Consider the following 19,327-nt stretch of genomic DNA (forward strand, 5'->3'; position numbering starts at 1 on the left):
GGGCGCGCTCGGGGAGATCGTTTGGATATCCGGCGGGGGGATGCCGGCCTGGACGTTCGCGAACCGGCAGCGCCGGTCAGCGCGTCGAAGCCGGCCTGATCTTTGCGGGGTCTCCGGGCGGTTTCAATGAAAAGGAAATCCTTCCTTCCACGCGGGGCTTCATGTCGATCCTGGCTGCTCTACATCACGTTACCAGCTACACCTACGACAAACCGATCTCCCTCGGCCCGCAGGTCATCCGCCTGCGCCCGGCGCCGCACTGCCGCACCAAGGTGCCGGCCTATTCGTTGAAGGTTTCGCCGGAAAATCACTTCGTCAACTGGCAGCAGGACCCGTTCGGCAACTGGCTGGCCCGGTACGTGTTCCCGGAGAAGACCGACCATTTCCGCATCGAGGTCGATCTTCTCGCCGCGCTTGAAGTCTATAATCCGTTTGATTTCTTCATCGAGGAATATGCCGACAAGTTCCCGTTCACCTACGCGCCTCAGCTCGCCGAGGAACTGACGCCCTATCTGGTCAAGGAGCCGGGGGGCGAGCGCTTCCAGGCCTTCGTCGATTCGATCCCGCGCGAGCCCGTCGGCACCGTCGATTTCCTGGTGGCACTGAACCAGCGCATCCAGCGCGCCATCAGCTACACCATCCGCATGGAACCGGGCGTGCAGGAACCGGACGAGACCCTGGCACTCGCCTCGGGCTCGTGCCGCGATTCCGGCTGGCTTCTCGTGCAGGTGCTGCGCCATCTCGGCCTCGCCGCGCGGTTCGTGTCCGGCTATCTCATCCAGCTGAAGCCCGACATCATCGCGCTCGACGGCCCGGCCGGCACCACCTACGACTTCACCGATCTCCATGCCTGGGCGGAAGTCTACATCCCCGGCGCCGGGTGGATCGGCCTAGATGCCACCTCGGGCCTGTTCGCCGGCGAGGGCCACCTGCCGCTCGCGGCGACGCCGCATTATCACTCGGCCGCCCCCCTCAGCGGCGCGACCGACCCGGCGGAAGTCACGTTCGACTTCGACATGAAGGTGACCCGCGTCGCCGAGGCGCCGCGCGTTACCCTGCCGTTCTCCGACGAGGCCTGGCAGGCGCTCGACGCCCTCGGCGAGAAGGTCGATGCCGATCTCAAGGCGAACGATGTGCGCCTCACCATGGGCGGCGAACCGACCTTCATTTCCATCGACGACTACGAGGGCGCGGAGTGGAACACCTCCGCCGTCGGCCCGACCAAACGCGAGAAGGCCGACGAACTGATCCACCGTCTGCGCACCTCGTTCGCGCCCGGCGGCTTCCTGCATTACGGGCAGGGCAAGTGGTATCCGGGCGAATCCCTGCCGCGGTGGACGTTCAGCCTCTACTGGCGCAAGGACGGCAAGCCGATCTGGCGCAACCCCGACCTGTTCGCGCGGGAGGTGCCGACCAGCCCCGCCACCGTCGATCAGGCGCGGCAGGTCGTCGAGGGTATCGCCGAGCGCCTCGGCTTCGAGCCCGACTATGCCGTGCCGGCCTACGAGGACCCCGCCCACTGGATCCTCAAGGAAGCCGACCTGCCGGAGAACGTCGACGCGCTCGATTCCAAACTGGAGAACATCGAGGACCGCACCCGCATCGCGCGCACGTTCGAGCGCGGCCTGACCAAGCCCGCGGGCTACGTGCTGCCGGTGCAGCGCTGGAATGCCTCCGCCGGTTCGGGCTGGGTTTCCGAGCGCTGGGGCCTCAGGCGCAAGAAGCTGTTCCTGGTGCCGGGCGATTCGCCGGTCGGCTTCCGGCTGCCGCTCGCCTCGCTGCCGTGGGTGGCGCCGGCGGCGTATCCGCACATCGTGCCGGCCGATCCGTTCGCCGAATATGGCGATCTGCCGGACCCGGACGAGATTGCGCAGGCCTATCAGCAAACCAGCGTCGCCGAGCGCAGGTCGCAGGTTCTGCAGCGGCTCACCTATGGTGCCAGCGTGCGCACGGCGCTCTCCGTCGAGCCGCGCGACGGCAAGCTCTGCGTGTTCATGCCGCCCACCGGCACGCTCGAGGATTATCTCGACCTGCTCGGCGCCGTGGAGACGACTGCCGCCGAACTCGGCCTGCCGGTCCAGATCGAGGGCTATCCTCCGCCGCCCGACGCGCGCGTCAACGTCATCCGTGTCGCCCCCGATCCGGGCGTGATCGAGGTCAACGTCCACCCCGCCGCGAGCTGGCGGGAGGCGGTCAACATCACGACCACGCTCTACGAGGATGCCCGCCAGACCCGCCTCGGCACCGAGAAGTTCTTGACTGACGGCCGCCACACCGGCACCGGCGGCGGCAACCACGTGGTGATCGGCGGTGCGAGCCCGCCGGACAGCCCGTTCCTGCGGCGCCCGGATCTGCTGAAGAGCGTGATCCTCTACTGGCAGCGCCATCCGGCGATGTCGTTCCTGTTCTCGGGCCTGTTCATCGGTCCGACGAGCCAGGCGCCGCGCCTCGACGAGGCGCGCACCGACGTGCTCTACGAACTGGAGATCGCGCTCGGCAGCGTGCCGGCGCCCGGCCAGGGTCCGGTGCCGTTCCCGTGGCTTGTCGACCGGCTGTTCCGCAACCTCCTGACCGACGTCACCGGCAACACCCACCGGGCGGAAATCTGCATCGACAAGCTGTTCTCGCCGGACGGCCCGACCGGACGGCTCGGCCTCGTCGAGTTCCGCTCGTTCGAGATGCCGCCCGATGCCCGCATGAGCCTCGCCCAGCAGCTTCTCATCCGCGCGCTGGTTTCGTGGTTCTGGCAGAATCCGCAGAGCGGACCGCCGGTGCGCTGGGGCACGGCGCTCCACGACCGGTTCATGCTGCCGCACTTCGTCTGGGCCGACTTCCTGGACATCCTCGGCGACCTTCGCCGCGGCGGCTACGACGTCGATCCGTTGTGGTTTGAGGCGCAGCGCGAGTTCCGCTTCCCGTTCTACGGCGCGGTGGAGCACGGCGGCGTCGGCCTCGAACTGCGCCAGGCGCTGGAGCCCTGGCATGTGCTCGGCGAGGAGGGCACCTCCGGCGGCACCGTGCGCTATGTCGATTCCTCGGTCGAGCGCCTGCAGGTCAAGGTCGACGGCTTCAATCCGCAGCGCCACGTCATCGCCTGCAACGGCCGCCGGGTGCCGATGCTGTCGACGGGCACCAACGGCAGCTATGTCGGCGGTGTCCGCTTCAAGGCGTGGCACCCGCCGTCCGGACTGCACCCGACGCTGCCGGTCAACGTGCCGCTGACGTTCGACATCATCGACACCTGGAACAATCACTCCCTCGGCGGCTGCGTGTACTACTCGGCCCATCCGGGCGGCCGGAACTACGAGACCTTCCCGGTGAACAGCTACGAGGCGGAGGCCCGCAGGCTCGCGCGCTTCCAGCATCACGGGTATACCGGTGGCATGGTGATTCCGCCGCCCGAGGAGGCGACCGGTGAATTCCCCGCAACGCTCGATCTCCGGCGTCCGCGGCTGTCGTGAGGCGATGATGTAGGGCGATGACGGCCGGGGCGGGACACAGTTCGAGCGCACGAAAGGCGCGATCCGGCAGGATCGGCAGCCTGGTTGCGAACTATTCCGCCATGCCGGGCGTCTACGACGAGATGGTGGACGCCAACGGGCGTCCCCGTCCGCACTGGGCGGAGTTCATCTCCCAGCTCGAAGGTCTCGGGGCGACGGAACTCGGCCGCCGCTTCGAGGTGGCCGACCGCTCGCTTCGCGATTCGGGCGTGTTCTATCGCGTCTACAATCAGGCCGATGGCGGCGAGCGGGCGTGGCCGCTCTCCCATGTGCCGCTCTTGATGGCGGAGGGCGAGTGGAAGACGCTCGTCGCCGGCCTCATCCAGCGCGCCCGGCTGCTCGAGGCGGTGCTGCAGGATGCCTATGGCCCGGGCAAGCTCGTGTCCGAGGGCATCATTCCGGCGGCGGCCCTTGCCGGCAGCCCGGAATTCCTGCGGCCGATGGTGGGCATCGAGCCGCTCGGCGGCCGGCATCTGCGCATCTATGCCGTCGATCTCGGCCGCGGGCCGGACGGCAAGTGGTGGGTGCTGGGCGACCGCACCCAGGCGCCCTCCGGCGCAGGCTACGCGCTCGAAAACCGGCTCGCGCTGTCGCGCGCGCTGCCCGATGTCTACCGTTCGCTCCATGTGGAGCGGCTGGCGCCGTTCTTCCAGGCATTCCGTGCCGGCCTCACCTCGCAGGTCCAGCGCGAGGATGCCCGTCTCGGGCTGCTCACGCCCGGTCCCCTCAACGAGACCTATTTCGAGCACGCCTATCTCGCGCGCTATCTCGGCTTCCTCCTGGTGGAGGGCGGCGACCTGACGGTGCGCGACGGCACCGTCTACATCCGCACCGTCGCCGGCCTCAAGCGTGCCGATGCGCTGCTGCGCCGCCTCGACGGCGACTTCGCCGATCCCCTGGAACTGAACGCCCGCTCCCATATCGGCGTCGCCGGTCTCGTCGATGCCGTGCGCCACGGCACGGTGCTCGTCGCCAATTCGCTCGGCTCCGGGCTCGCCGAATCCCGGGCGCTGATGAGCTTCCTGCCGGCGCTCGGCGGCGCCGTGCTCGGCGAAAGCCTCGCCCTACCGAACGTCGCGACCTGGTGGTGCGGCCAGCCGGCCGAGCGCGAGGTGGTGAAGGCGGGGCTGGACCGCATGGCGGTCGCCCCGGCATTCGGCGCGCGCCTGCCGGGCTTTCCCTCCTCGTTCGGGGCCGTACTCGGCGCCCGGCTCGACGCGAAGGCGCGCCGGGACCTCCTCGAACTGATCGATCGCCGCGGCGTCGACGTGGTCGGGCAGGAGGTGGTGAAGCTCTCCACCATGCCGGTGTGGAGCAAGGGCAAGCTGGAGCCCAGACCCTTCATCCTGCGCGTGTTCGTGGCCGCGACGCCGGAAGGCTGGACGGTGATGCCCGGCGGCTTCTGCCGCATCTCCAACGACAAGGACGCCCGCGCCGTCACCATGCAGCAGGGCGGCTCGTCCGCCGACGTCTGGGTTCTGGCGGACGCGCCGGTGCCGGAATCCTCGCTGCTGCCGACCGCCGACCGCATGCCGGTGCGCCGCACCACCGGGGCGCTGCCGAGCCGCGCCGCCGACAACCTGTTCTGGCTCGGGCGCTATCTGGAGCGTGCCGAGGCGACGCTGCGGCTGGTGCGGGCCATGACCGGGCGCCTCGGAGACGTCGGCACCTCCGACCGCATCAGCCATCGCGTCGTGGCGCTTCTGGAGGGGCTGGACGCGGTGCCGGTCGGCCTCGCTCTCACCAACCATGCCGGGGCCGCCGCCGCCGCGCTGGCCCGCCGCGATCTCGGCGGCACCGTGCCCGTGCTGGTGGAGAACGCCCGCCGGACGGCCTCCGTCATCCGCGACCGGCTGTCGCCGGACGCGTGGCGCGTGCTCACCGAGACCGAGGCCCTGTTCGCCAGCAACGATCCGCTGCCGATCCTGGTGGAGGGCGATGCGTTCGAGCGCACCAATGCCGCGCTGACGATGATCGCGGCGTTCTCAGGCCTCGCCCAGGAGAACATGAACCGCTCCACCGGGTGGCACTTCATGGAAGTCGGGCGCCGCCTGGAGCGGGCGCTGGCGACGTCGATGTTCGTGCGCCATTTCGCGGTGCCGAACGCCTCGGCGCGCTGGCTCGACATCCTGCTCGAACTCGCCGACAGCCAGATCACCTATCGCACGCGCTATATCCTGGCCGCCGCCCGCGCGCCGGTGGTGGACCTCGTCACCCTCGATCCGGGCAACCCGCGGTCCGTCGCCTTCCAGGTCGAGGCGATGGTCGATCATCTGGCGACGCTGCCGGGCCTCGACGACGGCGGGCTGATCAGCGAGCCGGTGCGGATCGCCAAGCGCCTGCAGGCGGAACTCGTCACGGCGGATGCCGCCTCCCTTTCCATCGACGAACTCATCGGCATCGAGGGCCGGCTGATGGAATTGTCGAACGAGATCTCCCACCGCTATTTTACCCACCGCAACCTGCCCGGCAGCACCTGGGACAGCCTCGGCTGACGACAGGGCGACGGGCCGGGCAGTCCGGTCGGGCGGGAACCGCTTCGCATGCTCTACGACATCCGCCACGTCACGAACTACGCCTACGGCACGCCGACGCCGTTCGCCCGCCACGTGCTCAGGCTGATGCCGTGCGACCGTGACGGTCTGAAGGTCCGCTCGCGCGCGCTCGTCATCGAGCCGACACCGACCGAGCGCGAGGACGTGACGGACTTCTTCGGCAACGCGCTCACCACCATCGCCATCGACGAGGCCCACGAGAAGCTCGTGGTGACTATGGTCGCCCGGATCGAGGTCGACCAGCCGGACCTGCCCGCGCCGGAGACGACGCCGGACCTCCTCGCCATCCGCGAACTCGCCTATGCCGCATCGGACCTCGGCGGGCTTTCACCGGCCCACTATGTGTTCCCGAGCCGCCGCATCCCGCTGGAACCTCAGATCCGCGCCTACGCCGCCGAGAGCGTGGTGCCCGGCCGGCCGATCCTCGAAGCGGTGCTGGAGTTCAACAACCGCTTCATCGAGGACTTCGTCTACGAGCCGGGGGCGACGGATGCCGATACGCCCCCGGCCGTCTCCTTCGAGATGCGCCGCGGTGTCTGCCAGGATTTCGCGCATGTGATGATCTCCGGCCTGCGCGGGCTCGGGGTGCCCGCGGCCTATGTCTCCGGCTATCTGCGCACCATCCCGCCGCCGGGAGTCGCACGGCTTCAGGGGGCGGACGCGATGCATGCGTGGGTCGCGGTCTGGTGCGGGCCGGATGCGGGCTGGATCGGGCTCGATCCCACCAACGGCGTGCCGGCGGGCCTGGACCACATCGTGCTCGCCATCGGCCGCGACTATGCCGACGTGGCGCCGGTTGAAGGCGTGATCGTCACCTCCGGCGGCCAGCATCTCGGCGTCGCGGTGGACGTGATCCCGGTCGAGGAGGCCCCACGCGGGCGCGAGGACGTGGAGAAGGCGCCGGAGCCGCCGGCGGCCGCGCCCGCGGCCCGTCCCGCGCCCTGAACCCGCCGCCATCCCCGGCCCCGTTCATGAAGGTTACCGCCGTCAGCGGTTTGTTAACCTTATTCATGGCTAATCGAGGTGGTGGAAGGATCGGCTCAAGCTTTTGAGTCCGGTGCGCTTTCCGCCCGGGAGACGCTTCGGGTAAAGGCCGGGGCCCGCTATCCGCACCATCGTCTGGCACAGGGGCCTTGATGCGTCACGCGCTCAGCATCTTCATAGCGCTTGCCGTGTCGGCGTGTGCCATGCCCTACGGACCGGGGCACGATCCGCAGACGGCGACTATGGCGCGCGAGGTGCCGGCGACCCAGGCGATCGTGCTGCCGCCGCCAGGCGGTCCGGCGGTCGTCGGCGTCATCGAGACGCGCTTCTCCAACGCCATCGAGCAGAAGGTTGTCATCGCCAACACCGATGCGCTCGAAGGCGAGAACTACATCCAGGTGAAGATGTACGGCCCGGTCGGCTACGGCGCGGGCGACAATTCCCTGTCTGCGGATCGCCCGATGGTCGGCGATATCCAGCGCGAGATGCTCAAGGCATTTCCCGGCGTCGGCATGTTCGTCGCCTCGACCTACATGCAGAACTTCTACGGGCCGTTCAATTATGCGGTGGGCCGGCGCGGCCGCACCACCTGCATCTATGGCTGGCAGACCATCCGGCCGCCGGTGAACAAGTTCATGGCGCCGAGCAGCCGCGGCTGGCTCACCCTGCGCGTGCGGCTCTGCCGCGTGGGCGTGACCGAGGACAAGCTCCTCGCCTTCCTCTACGGCCTGACCGTCAACAGCTACTTCCTGCCGACGAACTGGAATCCCTACGGCCCCGCACCGGACGTGCCGGAGGATGTCGGCAAGCTCGGCGCGCCGATGCTGCCGGTGCCGCAGGGCTCCAATCCCTATTATACCGAGGGTCCGCTGGACCCGCGGCTCGGCCGGGTGCTGCCGCCCGCGCCCGTCGCCTCGTCCCGCGCGCCGCGCGCCGCGGTCACGGCGGCGACGGCGGCGCGCCAGCCTGTGACGCAGGAGCCGCTGCCAGGGGCTGTTCTCGTGCCGGTGCCCGGCGTGGCTGCGGGCGCGCCCGGTCCGGGCGCCGCTCCGGCGGCTCAGCAGGCGCCGGCCATCGAGGCTCCGCCGGCTCTTCCCGACAGAGGTTCGCCGGGCAGCAAGGGGCCGGTTTCGGCCGTCGACAACGCCACCGGGTTCGGCGTCAGCGGTCCGGCCCCGCCGGCGGAGGCGGATGCGCCTGCGCCGACGGGCACGCCGAGCTGGCCCGCCGCTCCGACCGGCACGGCCGCGGGCAGCGGCGCCGCGACCACGTCGTCCGGCATCCGCGTCGTCGGCTCGCCCCCGGCGGCGCCGGCTGGCGGCCCGCTGCAGCTGCCGAGCGCCATCGGCCCCGCGCAATGACGGCGTTCGGCCGCGCGACCATGCGTGCCGGGCGCTGCGGTTGAGCAATTGGCAAACAAGCCGGGTTATCGTGCACGGCGCCAGAGCGCTTTCCGATCGGACAGGAACCATCCGATCGAAAGGAATCGCTTCGGATTCAAGGGCTTGAGCATATCCGTCCGATTCGGATCGGTTCGATCCGAACGGGATAGGGTCCAGCGGCGGCGGTCAGGGCGGTTCGTGCGCGCCGCACCGGGCAAGGCGCGGCTTGAGCGTGGTGCGAAACCGTGCGAAGCCGTTGGCCGGCAGGGGTTTTCGTCGCCGGAGCGTGGGCGGTGCCGTGCCCCGGGCGGCTTAAGACGTGGGCGCATCCGGCGATCGGGTGCATTGGGGACGTGAAAAGGCCATGACGAAGGCATTCGCCACGCTGGCATGGGGCCTCACCACGGTGGTCGTGCTGTTTCTCATCACGCAGCCGATCAGCCTGCAGGCCCATCTCATCGTGGGAATCATCGTCGTGCTGGTGCTCACGGCGATCAAATGGTTTCCCTCGGTCGGCCTTCGCCGCCAGGTGTTCCTCGCGCTCGGCACCACCATCATCCTGCGTTATGTCTACTGGCGCAGCACCAGCACCATTCCGCCGATCAACCAGCCCGAGAACTTCATTCCCGGTGTGATCCTCTACATCTTCGAGATGTACAGCGTGCTGATGCTGGCGCTCAGCCTGTTCACGGTGGCCGATCCGACCGCGCGCAAGCCGGCGCCGCCGCCCGCGCCGGAGACGGCCCCGAGCGTCGACATCTTCATCCCGACCTATAACGAGGACGAGATCTTGCTGGCGACGACGGTCGCGGCCGCCGTGGCGCTCGACTATCCGAAGGACCGGCTCAAGGTCTATCTGCTCGACGACGGCGGCACGGACCAGAAGTGCAATTCCAGCAACGCGGCCGCGGCGCTCGAGGCGCAGCAGCGGCGGGTGGCGTTGCAGAAGATGTGCGCCGATCTCGGCGCCACCTACCTGACGCGCGCGCGCAACGAGCACGCCAAGGCCGGCAATCTCAACGCCGCGCTGGAGAAGACCAACGGCGATCTGGTGGCCGTGTTCGACGCCGATCACTGCCCGACGCGCGATTTCCTCCAGAACACCGTCGGCTTCTTCGTCGCCGATCCGAAGCTGTTCCTGGTGCAGACGCCCCACTTCTTCATCAATCCGGATCCGCTGGAGCACAATCTCAACACCTTCGAGAGGATGCCGTCCGAGAACGAGCAGTTCTACGGCATGGTGCAGCGCGGGCTGGACCGGTGGGACGCCTCGTTCTTCTGCGGCTCGGCGGCGCTGCTGCGGCGTCAGGCGCTGAAGATCACCAACGGCTTCTCCGGCGTCAGCATCACCGAGGACTGCGAGACCGCGCTCGAACTGCACGCTCAGGGCTGGCACAGTGTCTACCTCGAGAAGCCGATGATCGCGGGCCTCCAGCCCGAGACCTTCGCGAACTTCATCGGCCAGCGCTCCCGCTGGGCGCAGGGGATGCTGCAGATCCTGATCCTGAAGAATCCGATCGGCCGGCCCGGCCTGACGCTGGCGCAGCGGCTCTGCTACATGACCAATCCGCTGTTCTGGCTGTTTCCGATCGGCCGGCTCGTCTTCCTTATTTCGCCGCTGCTCTATCTGTTCTTCGGCCTGCAGATTTTCTCGTCGTCCGGCGGTGAATTCTTCGCCTACACGTTCACGTACATGATCGTGAACATGATGATTCAGAACTACCTGTACGGAAAGTACAGGTGGCCCTGGATCTCTGAACTCTACGAATATATCCAGTCGATCTATCTGTTCCGCGCCATCGTCGCGGTCGTGCTCAACCCGCGCAAGCCGACGTTCAAGGTGACGTCCAAGGGCGACACGCTCGACGAGAATCAGGTTTCCGAACTCGCGGCGCCGTACTTCATCATGTTCGCGATCCTGCTCGTCGGCGTCGGCGCCACCGTCTGGCGCATGTACTCCCAGCCCTATCTCTCGGACATCACGATGGTGGTGGGCGGCTGGAACGTGTTCAACCTCCTGATGGCGGCCGCCGCGATCGGCGTGGTGGCGGAGCGGCGCAACCTGCGCCGGGCGCCGCGTGTGGAGATGTCGCGCACCGGCGAACTGGAGTTTGACGGGCAGGTGGTGCCGGCGATGATCGAGGACGGCTCGATGGGCGGCGTGCGGCTGCGGCCGCTCATACCGATGGATCGCGAGCCGGAACGGATGAGCAAGGTCGTGCTGAGGTTCGAGACCAAGTCGGACATCCCCAACGACGGCCTGCCGATGGTGGTGCGCAACGTCGCCCGCGATGGCGAAGGCGTGCATTTCGGCTGCCAGCCGACGCGAGAGAAGCCGGTCCACGTCAAGCTGATCGCCGATCTCGTCTTCGGCGATTCAACGCAGTGGTCGAACTTCCAGCAGCGTCGCCGCAGGACCATCGGCGTGCTGCACGGCACGCTGTTCTATCTGCATCTCGCGGCGTTCCATTCGCTCCGTGGTCTGAGCTACCTGTTGCGCCGCCGTCGCAAGCCGGCCAAGGCACGCGCATGATGCGGCTGCGGAACGAAACACGCATCGACCGGGCACGCGTCACCCGGGTGGCCCGGAGCCGGCTCGCGGCGTTGGTCGCCCGCGCGCGGGGAGCCGCCGCGGTCGTCTTCGTGGTGGGGACCGTCGCGGCGGCGAGTCCGGCGGGTGCGACCGTGGGCACGGACAGCGCCTCGTCTGCCGTCCGTCTGTCCGCAATGGGCATGCCAGTCGCGCTGCCGGCAGCGCTGGCGAATCCGGCGGGAGAAGCAGATCGCGGGCGGCAGTTCGCCCAGGCCGTCGGCGCTCCCCCGTCCGGCGCGTCGGACCAGGCGGCGCCTTCCGGCCCGGATGTCGCGCCGTTCTCGATGTCGCCGACCGACGGCACGCCGACGCCGGGCTCGCAGACCAACGCCGGTGGCGTTCCGCGCGCACCGGACTTCACGCCGACGCGCGACGGCGAGTTCCTGCCGCCGGTCGATGCGCCGCCCGACTCCCCCGCAAGCGGCTCGGACGGATTTTCCCTGCAGCAGGCGTCGCCACCCGCCGCGCCGTCTTCGTCGCCGGGCGAGGACCTGCCGCCGCCGACCGTGACGCCGGCCGCGCCGACCGCAAGGACCGGCACCGGCTCCGCGATGCCGCCGCCGATTCCCTTCGATCTGCCTGTCTCCGGTGGCGGTAGCCCGACGGCATCGCGCGTGTCGCCCGCCGCCGCCCAGCGCATCAACCGATTCCTGCTCGACCGGCCGGACGTGCGGCTGACCGGCGAGATCGATGCCGTTTCCGCGCCGATCTTCCTCACGCCCGCCGAGGCCAGCCAGTCGGCGCGCATATCGGTCGGCTTCGTCAATTCCGTGGTCGTGATGCCCGAAGCATCGCGGCTGGTCGTCTGGGTCAACGGCCAGAAGACCATTGAGGTGCCGATCGAGGCCACCAGCGATCCGCTCTATTTCGAGTTCCCGCTGCCGGCGGGCCTGCTGCGGCCCGGTATGAACCAGGTGCGCATCGGCGCCTCCATGCGCCATCGCGTGGACTGCTCGATCGGCGGGACCTACGAGCTGTGGACGCAGCTCGTGCCCGCGATGACCGGCCTCTCGTTCTCGTCGGGTGCCCAGCCGGTCTCGCGCGTGTCCGACCTGCCGTCCGTCGGCGCCGACGACACCGGCGCCACCCGGATCTACGCGCTGAACACGGGTGCCAGCGACCCGGTGAGCATCGGGCGGATGCTGAAGGCCGCCCAGGTCGCGAGCGTGCTCGGGCGCTTCCGCCATCCGGTCGTGACGGTCGTCGAGTCTCTCGACAAGGTGCCGGTCGCACCGGGGGCCATGGTGCTCGCGGTCGGCACCGTCGCCGACGTGCGGCCGCTGACCTCGGCCGGAGCCTCCGAGGGGGTGAACGGCCCGATCGTCGCGTTCCAGAACGAACCGTCGCGGGGCGTGCCGATCCTCGTGCTGTCCGGTGGCAATGCCGCGCAGGTCGATGCCGCCATCGACCGCCTGAACGCCCTGGTCGAGCGCGACATCAACCAGACACGCGCGGCCGGGCGCCTGCCGTGGCGTGTGCCGGACGTGCCCGCCTATCTCGGCGGCGAAAGCTACACCTTCCGCGAGCTCGGCGTGCCGACGGAGGAGTTCTCCGGCCGCCACTTCAAGACGTCGTTCGAGTTCAACCTGCCACCGGACTTCTATGCCCAGGGCTACGCGAATGTGAACTTCCGCATCGATGCGGCCTACACGCCCGAGGTTCTGGCCGGCAGCACGCTGCAGTTCTACGTCAACGACGAGATCGCGATGACGTTCAACCTGACCAGCACCGATGGCGAATTCCTGCGTCAGCGGCTGATCACGGTGCCGATGAAGAGCTTCCGCCCGGGCACGAACGTCGTCCGGGTCGAGGCCAATCTGGCGACGCGGACCGATCAGGCCTGCCTTCCCGGCACGACGATGAACCAGGCGAAGCGCTTCGTGCTGTTCAACACCTCGCGCCTGATCATTCCGGTGTTCGCCCGCCTCGGCGTTCTGCCGAACCTTGCCGCGTTCTCCGCCAACGGCTTCCCGCTCGGCGTCGGCACCGATCAGCCGGTGGCGGTCTATGTGCCGGGCGGCCAGCCTGCCGCCGGTGCCGCCGCGACGCTGATGGCGAAACTCGCCGTGTCCCGCGGCCGCGTGTTCAACATCGCCGCCGCCACCGCGGCAGCGCAGATCGACCACCGGCCCGCCGTGATCGTCTCTGCCTTGCCGGACCTCGATCCCGGCATCCTGACGCGGGTCGGCCTCGCCGAACTCGCGCTCGGTGCGCAGAGCCTGCCGCAGAACCACACCTCGGATGCGAGCGTGCCGGCGCAAGGCGGGGCCGGCAAGGATGCCGGCACGTTCGACGCTCTCCTGAGCCAGGTCGAAGCGCTGCGCGAGCAGCAGCAGGACGGGGTCTATGGCGTCCCGGTCGATCAGGCCGCGGACAACGCGGCGGGCGCCGCGAACATGGACGATACCGGTGCAATCTATGCGCGCTGGCGCGAAGGCATGTCCGGGGCGGACCAGGTGCGGAAGTGGTTCCGCGACATGATGCGCTGGATCGACGACGCTATCGGCATCAATGCCCAGAACCTCGGCGCGAGCCTCGGCGGCGGCTCCCAGGCTGAAGTGCCGGCGCAATATACCGCGCTCATCGCCCAGAACTTCGCCGAATCGTCCGGCATGACGACCTGGACGCTGCTTACCGCCGACGACAACACCGCGCTCGCCACGGGGGCGGAGGGCATCACCGCGCCGCAGGCGTGGCGGCGGCTCGACGGTCAGCTGTCATCCTATCTGCGGCAGACAGGTCTCGTCCGCACATCCGCCGATCTCAAGCAGCGGGTGTTCGAAACGGTTCCGTTCTCGATCACCAACTGGCGTCTCATCGCAGCGAACTGGTTTTCCTTGCATATCGTAAGCTATGCCTTCTTCCTTATTCTTGCGAGCGCCGCACTCGGTGTCGCGACTTGGATCATGATAAACCTGACGCGAAAGGGCGACTTGTGGTGAGCTTCCTTTCGTCGACGACACGAAGACGCCGGGCCCGCTCGACGGCGGCGCTTCTCAGTGCCGCGATCGCGATCACCCCGATCCTGGCGGAGCGCGGCTTCGCCGCCGATCGCCTGCGTCCCGCCGCGTCTTCGGGCGCGCCCGCGACGGCGGCGCCCCAGTCGCCGTCGCAGTCGGCGCCCGCCAAGTCATCTCAGTCGCAGGCCGCAACGGTCTGGACATTGCCGGCTCCCATCTGGGCGGCGTGGCGGGCGGCCTTCCTCGATGCCAGCGGGCGTGTGGTCGATACCGCCAACGGCGACATCAGCCACAGCGAGGGGCAGGGCTACGGGCTGCTCCTCGCGGTCTATGCCAACGACTGGGCCACGTTCGACCAGATCTGGACGTTCACGCTCACGGAACTCCTGATCCGCGACGACGGGCTGGCGGCCTGGAAGTGGGATCCGAACCACAAGCCGCACGTCGTCGACATCAACAACGCGACGGACGGCGACATCCTGATCGCCTGGGCGCTGGCACAGGCGGCCTCGCTCTGGAACGAGCCGCGATATCGCGATGCGGCCACCCGCATCGCCAAGGCGGTCGGCTCGACCATGCTGCGCAGCTTCGGCGGCTATACGCTCATCCTTCCGGGCGCGGCCGGATTCGACCACTCGGCCGATGGCGGCGGCGTCATCATCAACCCGTCATACTGGGTGTTCGAGGCGCTGCCGGTGCTGGCGTCGCTCGCGCCCGACTATGACTGGACCGGCGCCGAGCGCTCGGGGCTGGACCTGCTTTCCAAGGCGCAGTTCGGCAGCTACAGCCTGCCGTCCGACTGGATCCAGGTCTCCGTGAACGGCGATCTCGCGCCCGCGCCCGGCTTCGATCCCGTGTTCGGATACAATTCCTTAAGGATACCGCTTTACCTTTTGGGCGCGGGTCATACCGAGAAGCAGCGTCTGGAGCCCTATGATCATGCCTGGGTGCAGGACGGCCGTTACAGCCCCCTGATCGTCGATGTCGAGACGGGGAAGGTCGTCGAACGGCTGACGGAGCCGGGTTACGAGATCCTGGCTGCGCTGGTGTCGTGTTCCCTCAGCGGGACGTCCGTCCCCTATGATCTGCGGGAATTCCAGCCGACGTCCTATTTCGCGTCCACGCTTCATCTGCTGGCTATGACCGTCCTGGCGAGGCGGTATGCGAAATGCTTGTGAGGCTGGTTGCCGCCCTGGCGATCCTGTTGCTCGGTTCGGCGGCGGCTCTGGCCCAGAGCGGCGCAGCCGGCACGGGCACGCCTGCGCCGGCCGCGGGCGCCGCCGCCACAGCGGGAAATTCCGGCGCGGGCCAGAACCCTGCCGCCGGCGCGACGGCTGACACCCCGGCTCAGACGGTCGACGAATCGGCTTTGCGCTATTTTGCCCAGCAGGGCGATCTCAACCGCCTGGAGGCCGAAATCCGCCGGCTGAAGGCGCTTTATCCGAACTGGCAGCCGCCGGTGGACCTGCTCGACCCGAAGGCAGGCGGCGGACCGAGCGACGTGCAGCCGGTGTGGGACCTCTACGGCGAGGGGCGCATCGCCGAGGCCCGGCGGGCGATGGGGCGCCTGCAGGCCAGCAAGCCCGGCTGGCAGCCCCCGGCCGACCTCGTCGCCGCGCTGAACGAGGCCGAAGCCCGCCAGCGGATGATCAACGCCGCCGCCAACAAGCAGTGGAACACGGTGCTGACCATCGCCGGCCAGACGCCGAGTCTTCTGGTCTGCGGCCGCGTCGACGTGCTCTGGCTGGTGGCCGATGCCTTCATCGCCACGAACAAGCCGTCGCGCGCGAGCGACGTCTATTCCTACATCCTGAAGAACTGCACCAACACCAACGAGCGCCGCGCCACCATCGACCGGGCCGTCGCCAAGCTGCCGTCGGCCATGGTGACGCCGCTGTTCGCGATGGAGCGCATCGGGCCGGACGGCAAGGGCGAGTTCTCCGGGCCGCGGCTCGATTTCATCCGCCGTCTCGTCGGCGATGCCTCCCGCGACGAATCCGTCGTCGTGCCGGAGGAGGAACTCTCCCTGCTCGAGGCCGCGGCGCGGGAAAGCAAGTCCCCCGACGACGCCAACCTGCTCGGCTTCTATTTCACCCGCCACGGCGACACCACCCAGGCCTACGAGTGGTTCAAGGAAAGCCTTGATCGGGGCGGCGGCGCGAAGGCGGCCGAAGGCTATGTCTACGCGATGCACGCCGCGGGGCAGGACCTCAGGGCCGAACCGACGGCGTACAAGTGGCGCGACGCGTCCGACGCCAACATGGTCGCCTATATCCTGCTGGTGAGCACGCTGCTCAATCCGCCGTCGCAGACCGGCAAGCCGCCGGAACTCATCACCGCGACGCCGGTCGATCAGGACGTCGTCAACCGGTTCGTGCCGGTGGTGATGCAGCGCCATTCGCCGCTCGGCGCGCTCTCCCTCGGCTGGTACGCGATGAACACCCGCCAGACGGCGGCTGCCGCGGACTGGTTCCGCCAGTCTCTCGCCTGGCAACCCTCCGAAGCCGCTGCCTTCGGCCTGGGCCTTGCGTTGAATGCGCTCGGCGACACAGCCGGCCTCCAGAATGCGGTCGAGACCTGGAAGTCGCAGTTCCCCCGGCTGCCCTCGCTGCTGCAGTCGGCCCTGAACCCAGCGACCGCCGCGACTGCGGCCGAGGCAGGTAAGACATCATCCGGCCGGACCGCCGTTGCAGCGGGTGAGGCCCAGCTCGCCCCGGGCCAGGCGCGCGTTGCGTCGCCAGTTGGCACCGCGCCGGCTGCGACTGCGATCCGTGGCACCGCTCCGGCCGGCTCGGCCGTCGTCGCCACGGCTGCGGCGTCCGGCGGAGCTGTGACGCAGGTCGCCTCCGATGCCGGCGGTCCGATGGTGGCGACGTCGGCTCCCGCCGGTGGCGGCGGGCGCAGCAGCGGCGGCGTCCTGTCGCCCCGGCCGCAGATCCAGTCGCAGTCGCGGCCGTCCGGCTGCGGCGCGCTCGTCGGTCGAACCGGGCGCCTGTCCGCCTCCCAGTCCCTCACCAAGGGCTGGTGCCTGCTCGATCTCAACCGCCCGATGGAGGCCGCCGTCGCCTTCGGGGCGGCGATGGACGGCGCGCCCGGCACGCAGACGGCCAGCGACGCGGCCTACGGCCGCTCGCTCGCCTATCTCCGGGCTGGCCTCACCGACAATGCCGCCGTCGCCGCCGCGGCCGCGCCGCAGGACCTCTCGCGCCGCGCCGATCTCGGTGTGCAGATCCTCTCTCAGCGCGCCGTCTCGGCCTATCAGGCCGGCCGCTATGTCGATGCGATTCTCGCGATGGAGCAGCGCAACGCCATCGTGCCGGAATCGCGCGAGGATATGCTGCTGCGGGGGTGGGCCTACTACAATCTGGGAGAGGTGGCGACGGCGCGCCGCATCTTCGAAGCGGTGGATCGCGCGGCCTCAACCAAAGAAAGCCGGCGCGCGCTCGCCGTCGTGTTCGATAGACAGAGAATTCGCACGAGCGGTGGTGCAAACTAGAAAGAAGAGGGTCGCCTGCGGGCGGGGGACGGGTATTTGTCTGAGGATGGCCATAGCGTGAACGCGGTTCCGCGCGAGCCGGCCGTGTCGGAGACCTTGGCGCATGCCCTTGCGGCATCCGCCGAGGAATATTGCCGTATGCTCGCCCGGCTCGTGGCCGACATGCTGGACGTGGACTTCGTGCTGGTCTGCCTGTCCGACGGCGCGCATCACGAACCGGTCGCCGCCTACGGCCTCGAAGACATGGAAGCGGCAGCGTCGGCGTCTTCGGATCTGATCGGCCGGCTTTTGAACGCCTGCGGCCCGCTTGCCATCGAGGACGCCGCAACGCCGGTCGCCGGTGGCGCCTCCGGCACCGACATCGAATTGCGCGGTTTCATCGGCGGCGCGGAGGCCTTCGACGGCAACGCCCTGAAGGTGGTGCTGTGGGCGGCGACGCGGGAATCGAGGCGGTTCTCCTCCTGGACGGTCGAGCGGATGCGGGAGTTCGTGCATCTCGCCGGTCGCATCGCCGGGCGGGGCGCTGCGGCGTCGTCAGGGACGGCCGACCTCGCGCTCGACCGCCTCACGGGACTGCCGGAGCGGCACCGGCTGGTCGCGGTACTGATGGAAGAGATCGAGCGGGCCCGTGCATCGGCGACGCGCGTCGGCCTGATGATCGCGAACCTCGATTACTTCAAGGAATTCAACGCCGTCCATGGCCAGGGACTGGGCGACAGGGTGCTGCGTACGGTGGCGGCGCGCATGACCGCCGCGGTGGGGCATCGTGGCGTCGTCGCGCGGATGGCGGGTGACGAGTTCGGCGTCGTGCTGACGGAGGTCGTCACGGCCGACGAGATGATGGCGCTCGCCGACGATCTGATCGCGGTCACCCATTCCGCGACCGGCCGGGAGGGCGTTTCCACCGCCGTCAGCATCGGGGTCGCGGTCTTTCCGGACGATGCGGTCGATTGCGCCTCGATGTTCGCCGCCGCCGACGGCGCACTGATCCGGGCGAAGGAGGCCGGTCGCGGCATCGCGCTTCGTCACGATGCCGGCCACGGCATCACCGGAGCGGGCATGATCGTGCGCGAGGCCATGCGGCAGGCGCTCGACCGCGACGAGATCGTGGCCTACTACCAGCCGCAGGTCGCGCTCAATCCCCTGCGCATCGTCGGGTTCGAGGCGCTGGTGCGCTGGGAGCGTCAGGGCTTCGACACCGTGCTGCCCGGTGAATTCCAGGCGGCGCTGACCGACGGCATCCTCGCGCGGGCCATCTCCGACCGCATTCTCGATCAGGTCACCAGCGACATCCAGGCGTGGACGCGGGAGGGGCTCGATTTCGGCAGCGTCTCCGTCAACGCGGCTGCGGTGGAACTGCGGCGTGACCGCTACGATCTGCGGATCGCCGATCTCCTGAAGCGCAAGTCCATCGATCCCGGCCGCCTGCACGTCGAGATCACCGAAACCGCTCTGATTGGCCCGGACGGGGCGGAACTGCGCGATCTCATCAGCCGTCTGGCGCTGCTGGGCATCGAGGTCTCCCTCGACGATTTCGGCACCGGCTACGCCTCGCTGACCCATCTGCGCAAGCTCGCCGTCAGCGAGATCAAGATCGACCGCACCTTCATTCGCGATCTCGTGGGCAGCCCCGCCGACGCGGCGATCGTCAAGGCGCTGATCGATCTCGGCCGTCATCTCGGCATGCGCGTCGTGGCCGAGGGCGTCGAAAGCGTGGAAACCCATCGCTTCCTCGTCAAACTCGGCTGCGAATACGGACAGGGCTACCTGTTCGGCCGTCCCCAGCCGGCCGAGCGGACCTTGCAGATCCTCCGGGACAGGCACGCGCGCGGAGAGAAGACCGGCTGGTGACGCCGC

At 68.9% G+C, this 19,327-nt stretch carries 9 protein-coding genes; all 9 read left to right on the plus strand.

The window, feature by feature from the left end:
- Positions 1 to 161: 161 nt before the first annotated feature.
- Positions 162 to 3,461: a transglutaminase family protein gene (locus tag BUF17_RS18885; RefSeq protein ID WP_073631626.1), complete on the plus strand. Its 3,300-nt coding sequence runs from the start codon at positions 162 to 164 to the stop codon at positions 3,459 to 3,461.
- Between the two features lie 17 nt (positions 3,462 to 3,478).
- Complete coding sequence (locus BUF17_RS18890) at positions 3,479 to 5,995, plus strand: circularly permuted type 2 ATP-grasp protein (RefSeq protein WP_073631627.1); 2,517 nt, start codon at positions 3,479 to 3,481, stop codon at positions 5,993 to 5,995.
- 48 nt (positions 5,996 to 6,043) lie between these two features.
- Positions 6,044 to 7,000 carry a transglutaminase family protein gene (locus BUF17_RS18895; protein ID WP_073631629.1) on the plus strand — a complete coding sequence of 319 codons (957 nt, stop codon included), beginning with the start codon at positions 6,044 to 6,046 and terminating at the stop codon, positions 6,998 to 7,000.
- 242 nt (positions 7,001 to 7,242) lie between these two features.
- Positions 7,243 to 8,400: a cellulose biosynthesis protein BcsN gene (gene bcsN / locus BUF17_RS18900; protein WP_175563748.1), complete on the plus strand. Its 1,158-nt coding sequence runs from the start codon at positions 7,243 to 7,245 to the stop codon at positions 8,398 to 8,400.
- Between the two features lie 385 nt (positions 8,401 to 8,785).
- Positions 8,786 to 10,954, plus strand: coding sequence for a UDP-forming cellulose synthase catalytic subunit (gene bcsA / locus BUF17_RS18905; RefSeq protein WP_073631633.1), 2,169 nt, complete (start codon positions 8,786 to 8,788; stop codon positions 10,952 to 10,954).
- A 200-nt stretch (positions 10,955 to 11,154) separates the two neighbouring features.
- Positions 11,155 to 13,956 (plus strand): cellulose biosynthesis cyclic di-GMP-binding regulatory protein BcsB, encoded by a 2,802-nt coding sequence (locus tag BUF17_RS18910; RefSeq protein WP_210215473.1) that lies wholly within the window; start codon positions 11,155 to 11,157, stop codon positions 13,954 to 13,956.
- On the plus strand, positions 13,953 to 15,152 hold the full coding sequence (locus BUF17_RS18915) for a family 8 glycosyl hydrolase (protein ID WP_244530955.1): 1,200 nt from the start codon (positions 13,953 to 13,955) through the stop codon (positions 15,150 to 15,152). Before BUF17_RS18910 ends, BUF17_RS18915 begins: the two co-directional genes overlap by 4 nt.
- Complete coding sequence (locus BUF17_RS18920) at positions 15,143 to 17,470, plus strand: hypothetical protein (RefSeq protein WP_139282602.1); 2,328 nt, start codon at positions 15,143 to 15,145, stop codon at positions 17,468 to 17,470. Before BUF17_RS18915 ends, BUF17_RS18920 begins: the two co-directional genes overlap by 10 nt.
- 57 nt (positions 17,471 to 17,527) lie before the next feature.
- Positions 17,528 to 19,321: a putative bifunctional diguanylate cyclase/phosphodiesterase gene (locus tag BUF17_RS18925; RefSeq protein ID WP_073631639.1), complete on the plus strand. Its 1,794-nt coding sequence runs from the start codon at positions 17,528 to 17,530 to the stop codon at positions 19,319 to 19,321.
- The last annotated feature ends 6 nt before the right edge of the window (positions 19,322 to 19,327 follow it).

This window comes from Pseudoxanthobacter soli DSM 19599 (genome assembly GCF_900148505.1).
Classification (GTDB): domain Bacteria; phylum Pseudomonadota; class Alphaproteobacteria; order Rhizobiales; family Segnochrobactraceae; genus Pseudoxanthobacter; species Pseudoxanthobacter soli.

Coding starts and splice junctions, on each gene's coding strand:
- BUF17_RS18885 (WP_073631626.1), top strand. CDS start 162: ATGTCGATCCTGGCTGCTCTACATCACGTTACCAGCTACACCTACGAC.
- BUF17_RS18890 (WP_073631627.1), top strand. CDS start 3,479: ATGACGGCCGGGGCGGGACACAGTTCGAGCGCACGAAAGGCGCGATCC.
- BUF17_RS18895 (WP_073631629.1), top strand. CDS start 6,044: ATGCTCTACGACATCCGCCACGTCACGAACTACGCCTACGGCACGCCG.
- bcsN (WP_175563748.1), top strand. CDS start 7,243: ATGCCCTACGGACCGGGGCACGATCCGCAGACGGCGACTATGGCGCGC.
- bcsA (WP_073631633.1), top strand. CDS start 8,786: ATGACGAAGGCATTCGCCACGCTGGCATGGGGCCTCACCACGGTGGTC.
- BUF17_RS18910 (WP_210215473.1), top strand. CDS start 11,155: ATGCCAGTCGCGCTGCCGGCAGCGCTGGCGAATCCGGCGGGAGAAGCA.
- BUF17_RS18920 (WP_139282602.1), top strand. CDS start 15,143: ATGCTTGTGAGGCTGGTTGCCGCCCTGGCGATCCTGTTGCTCGGTTCG.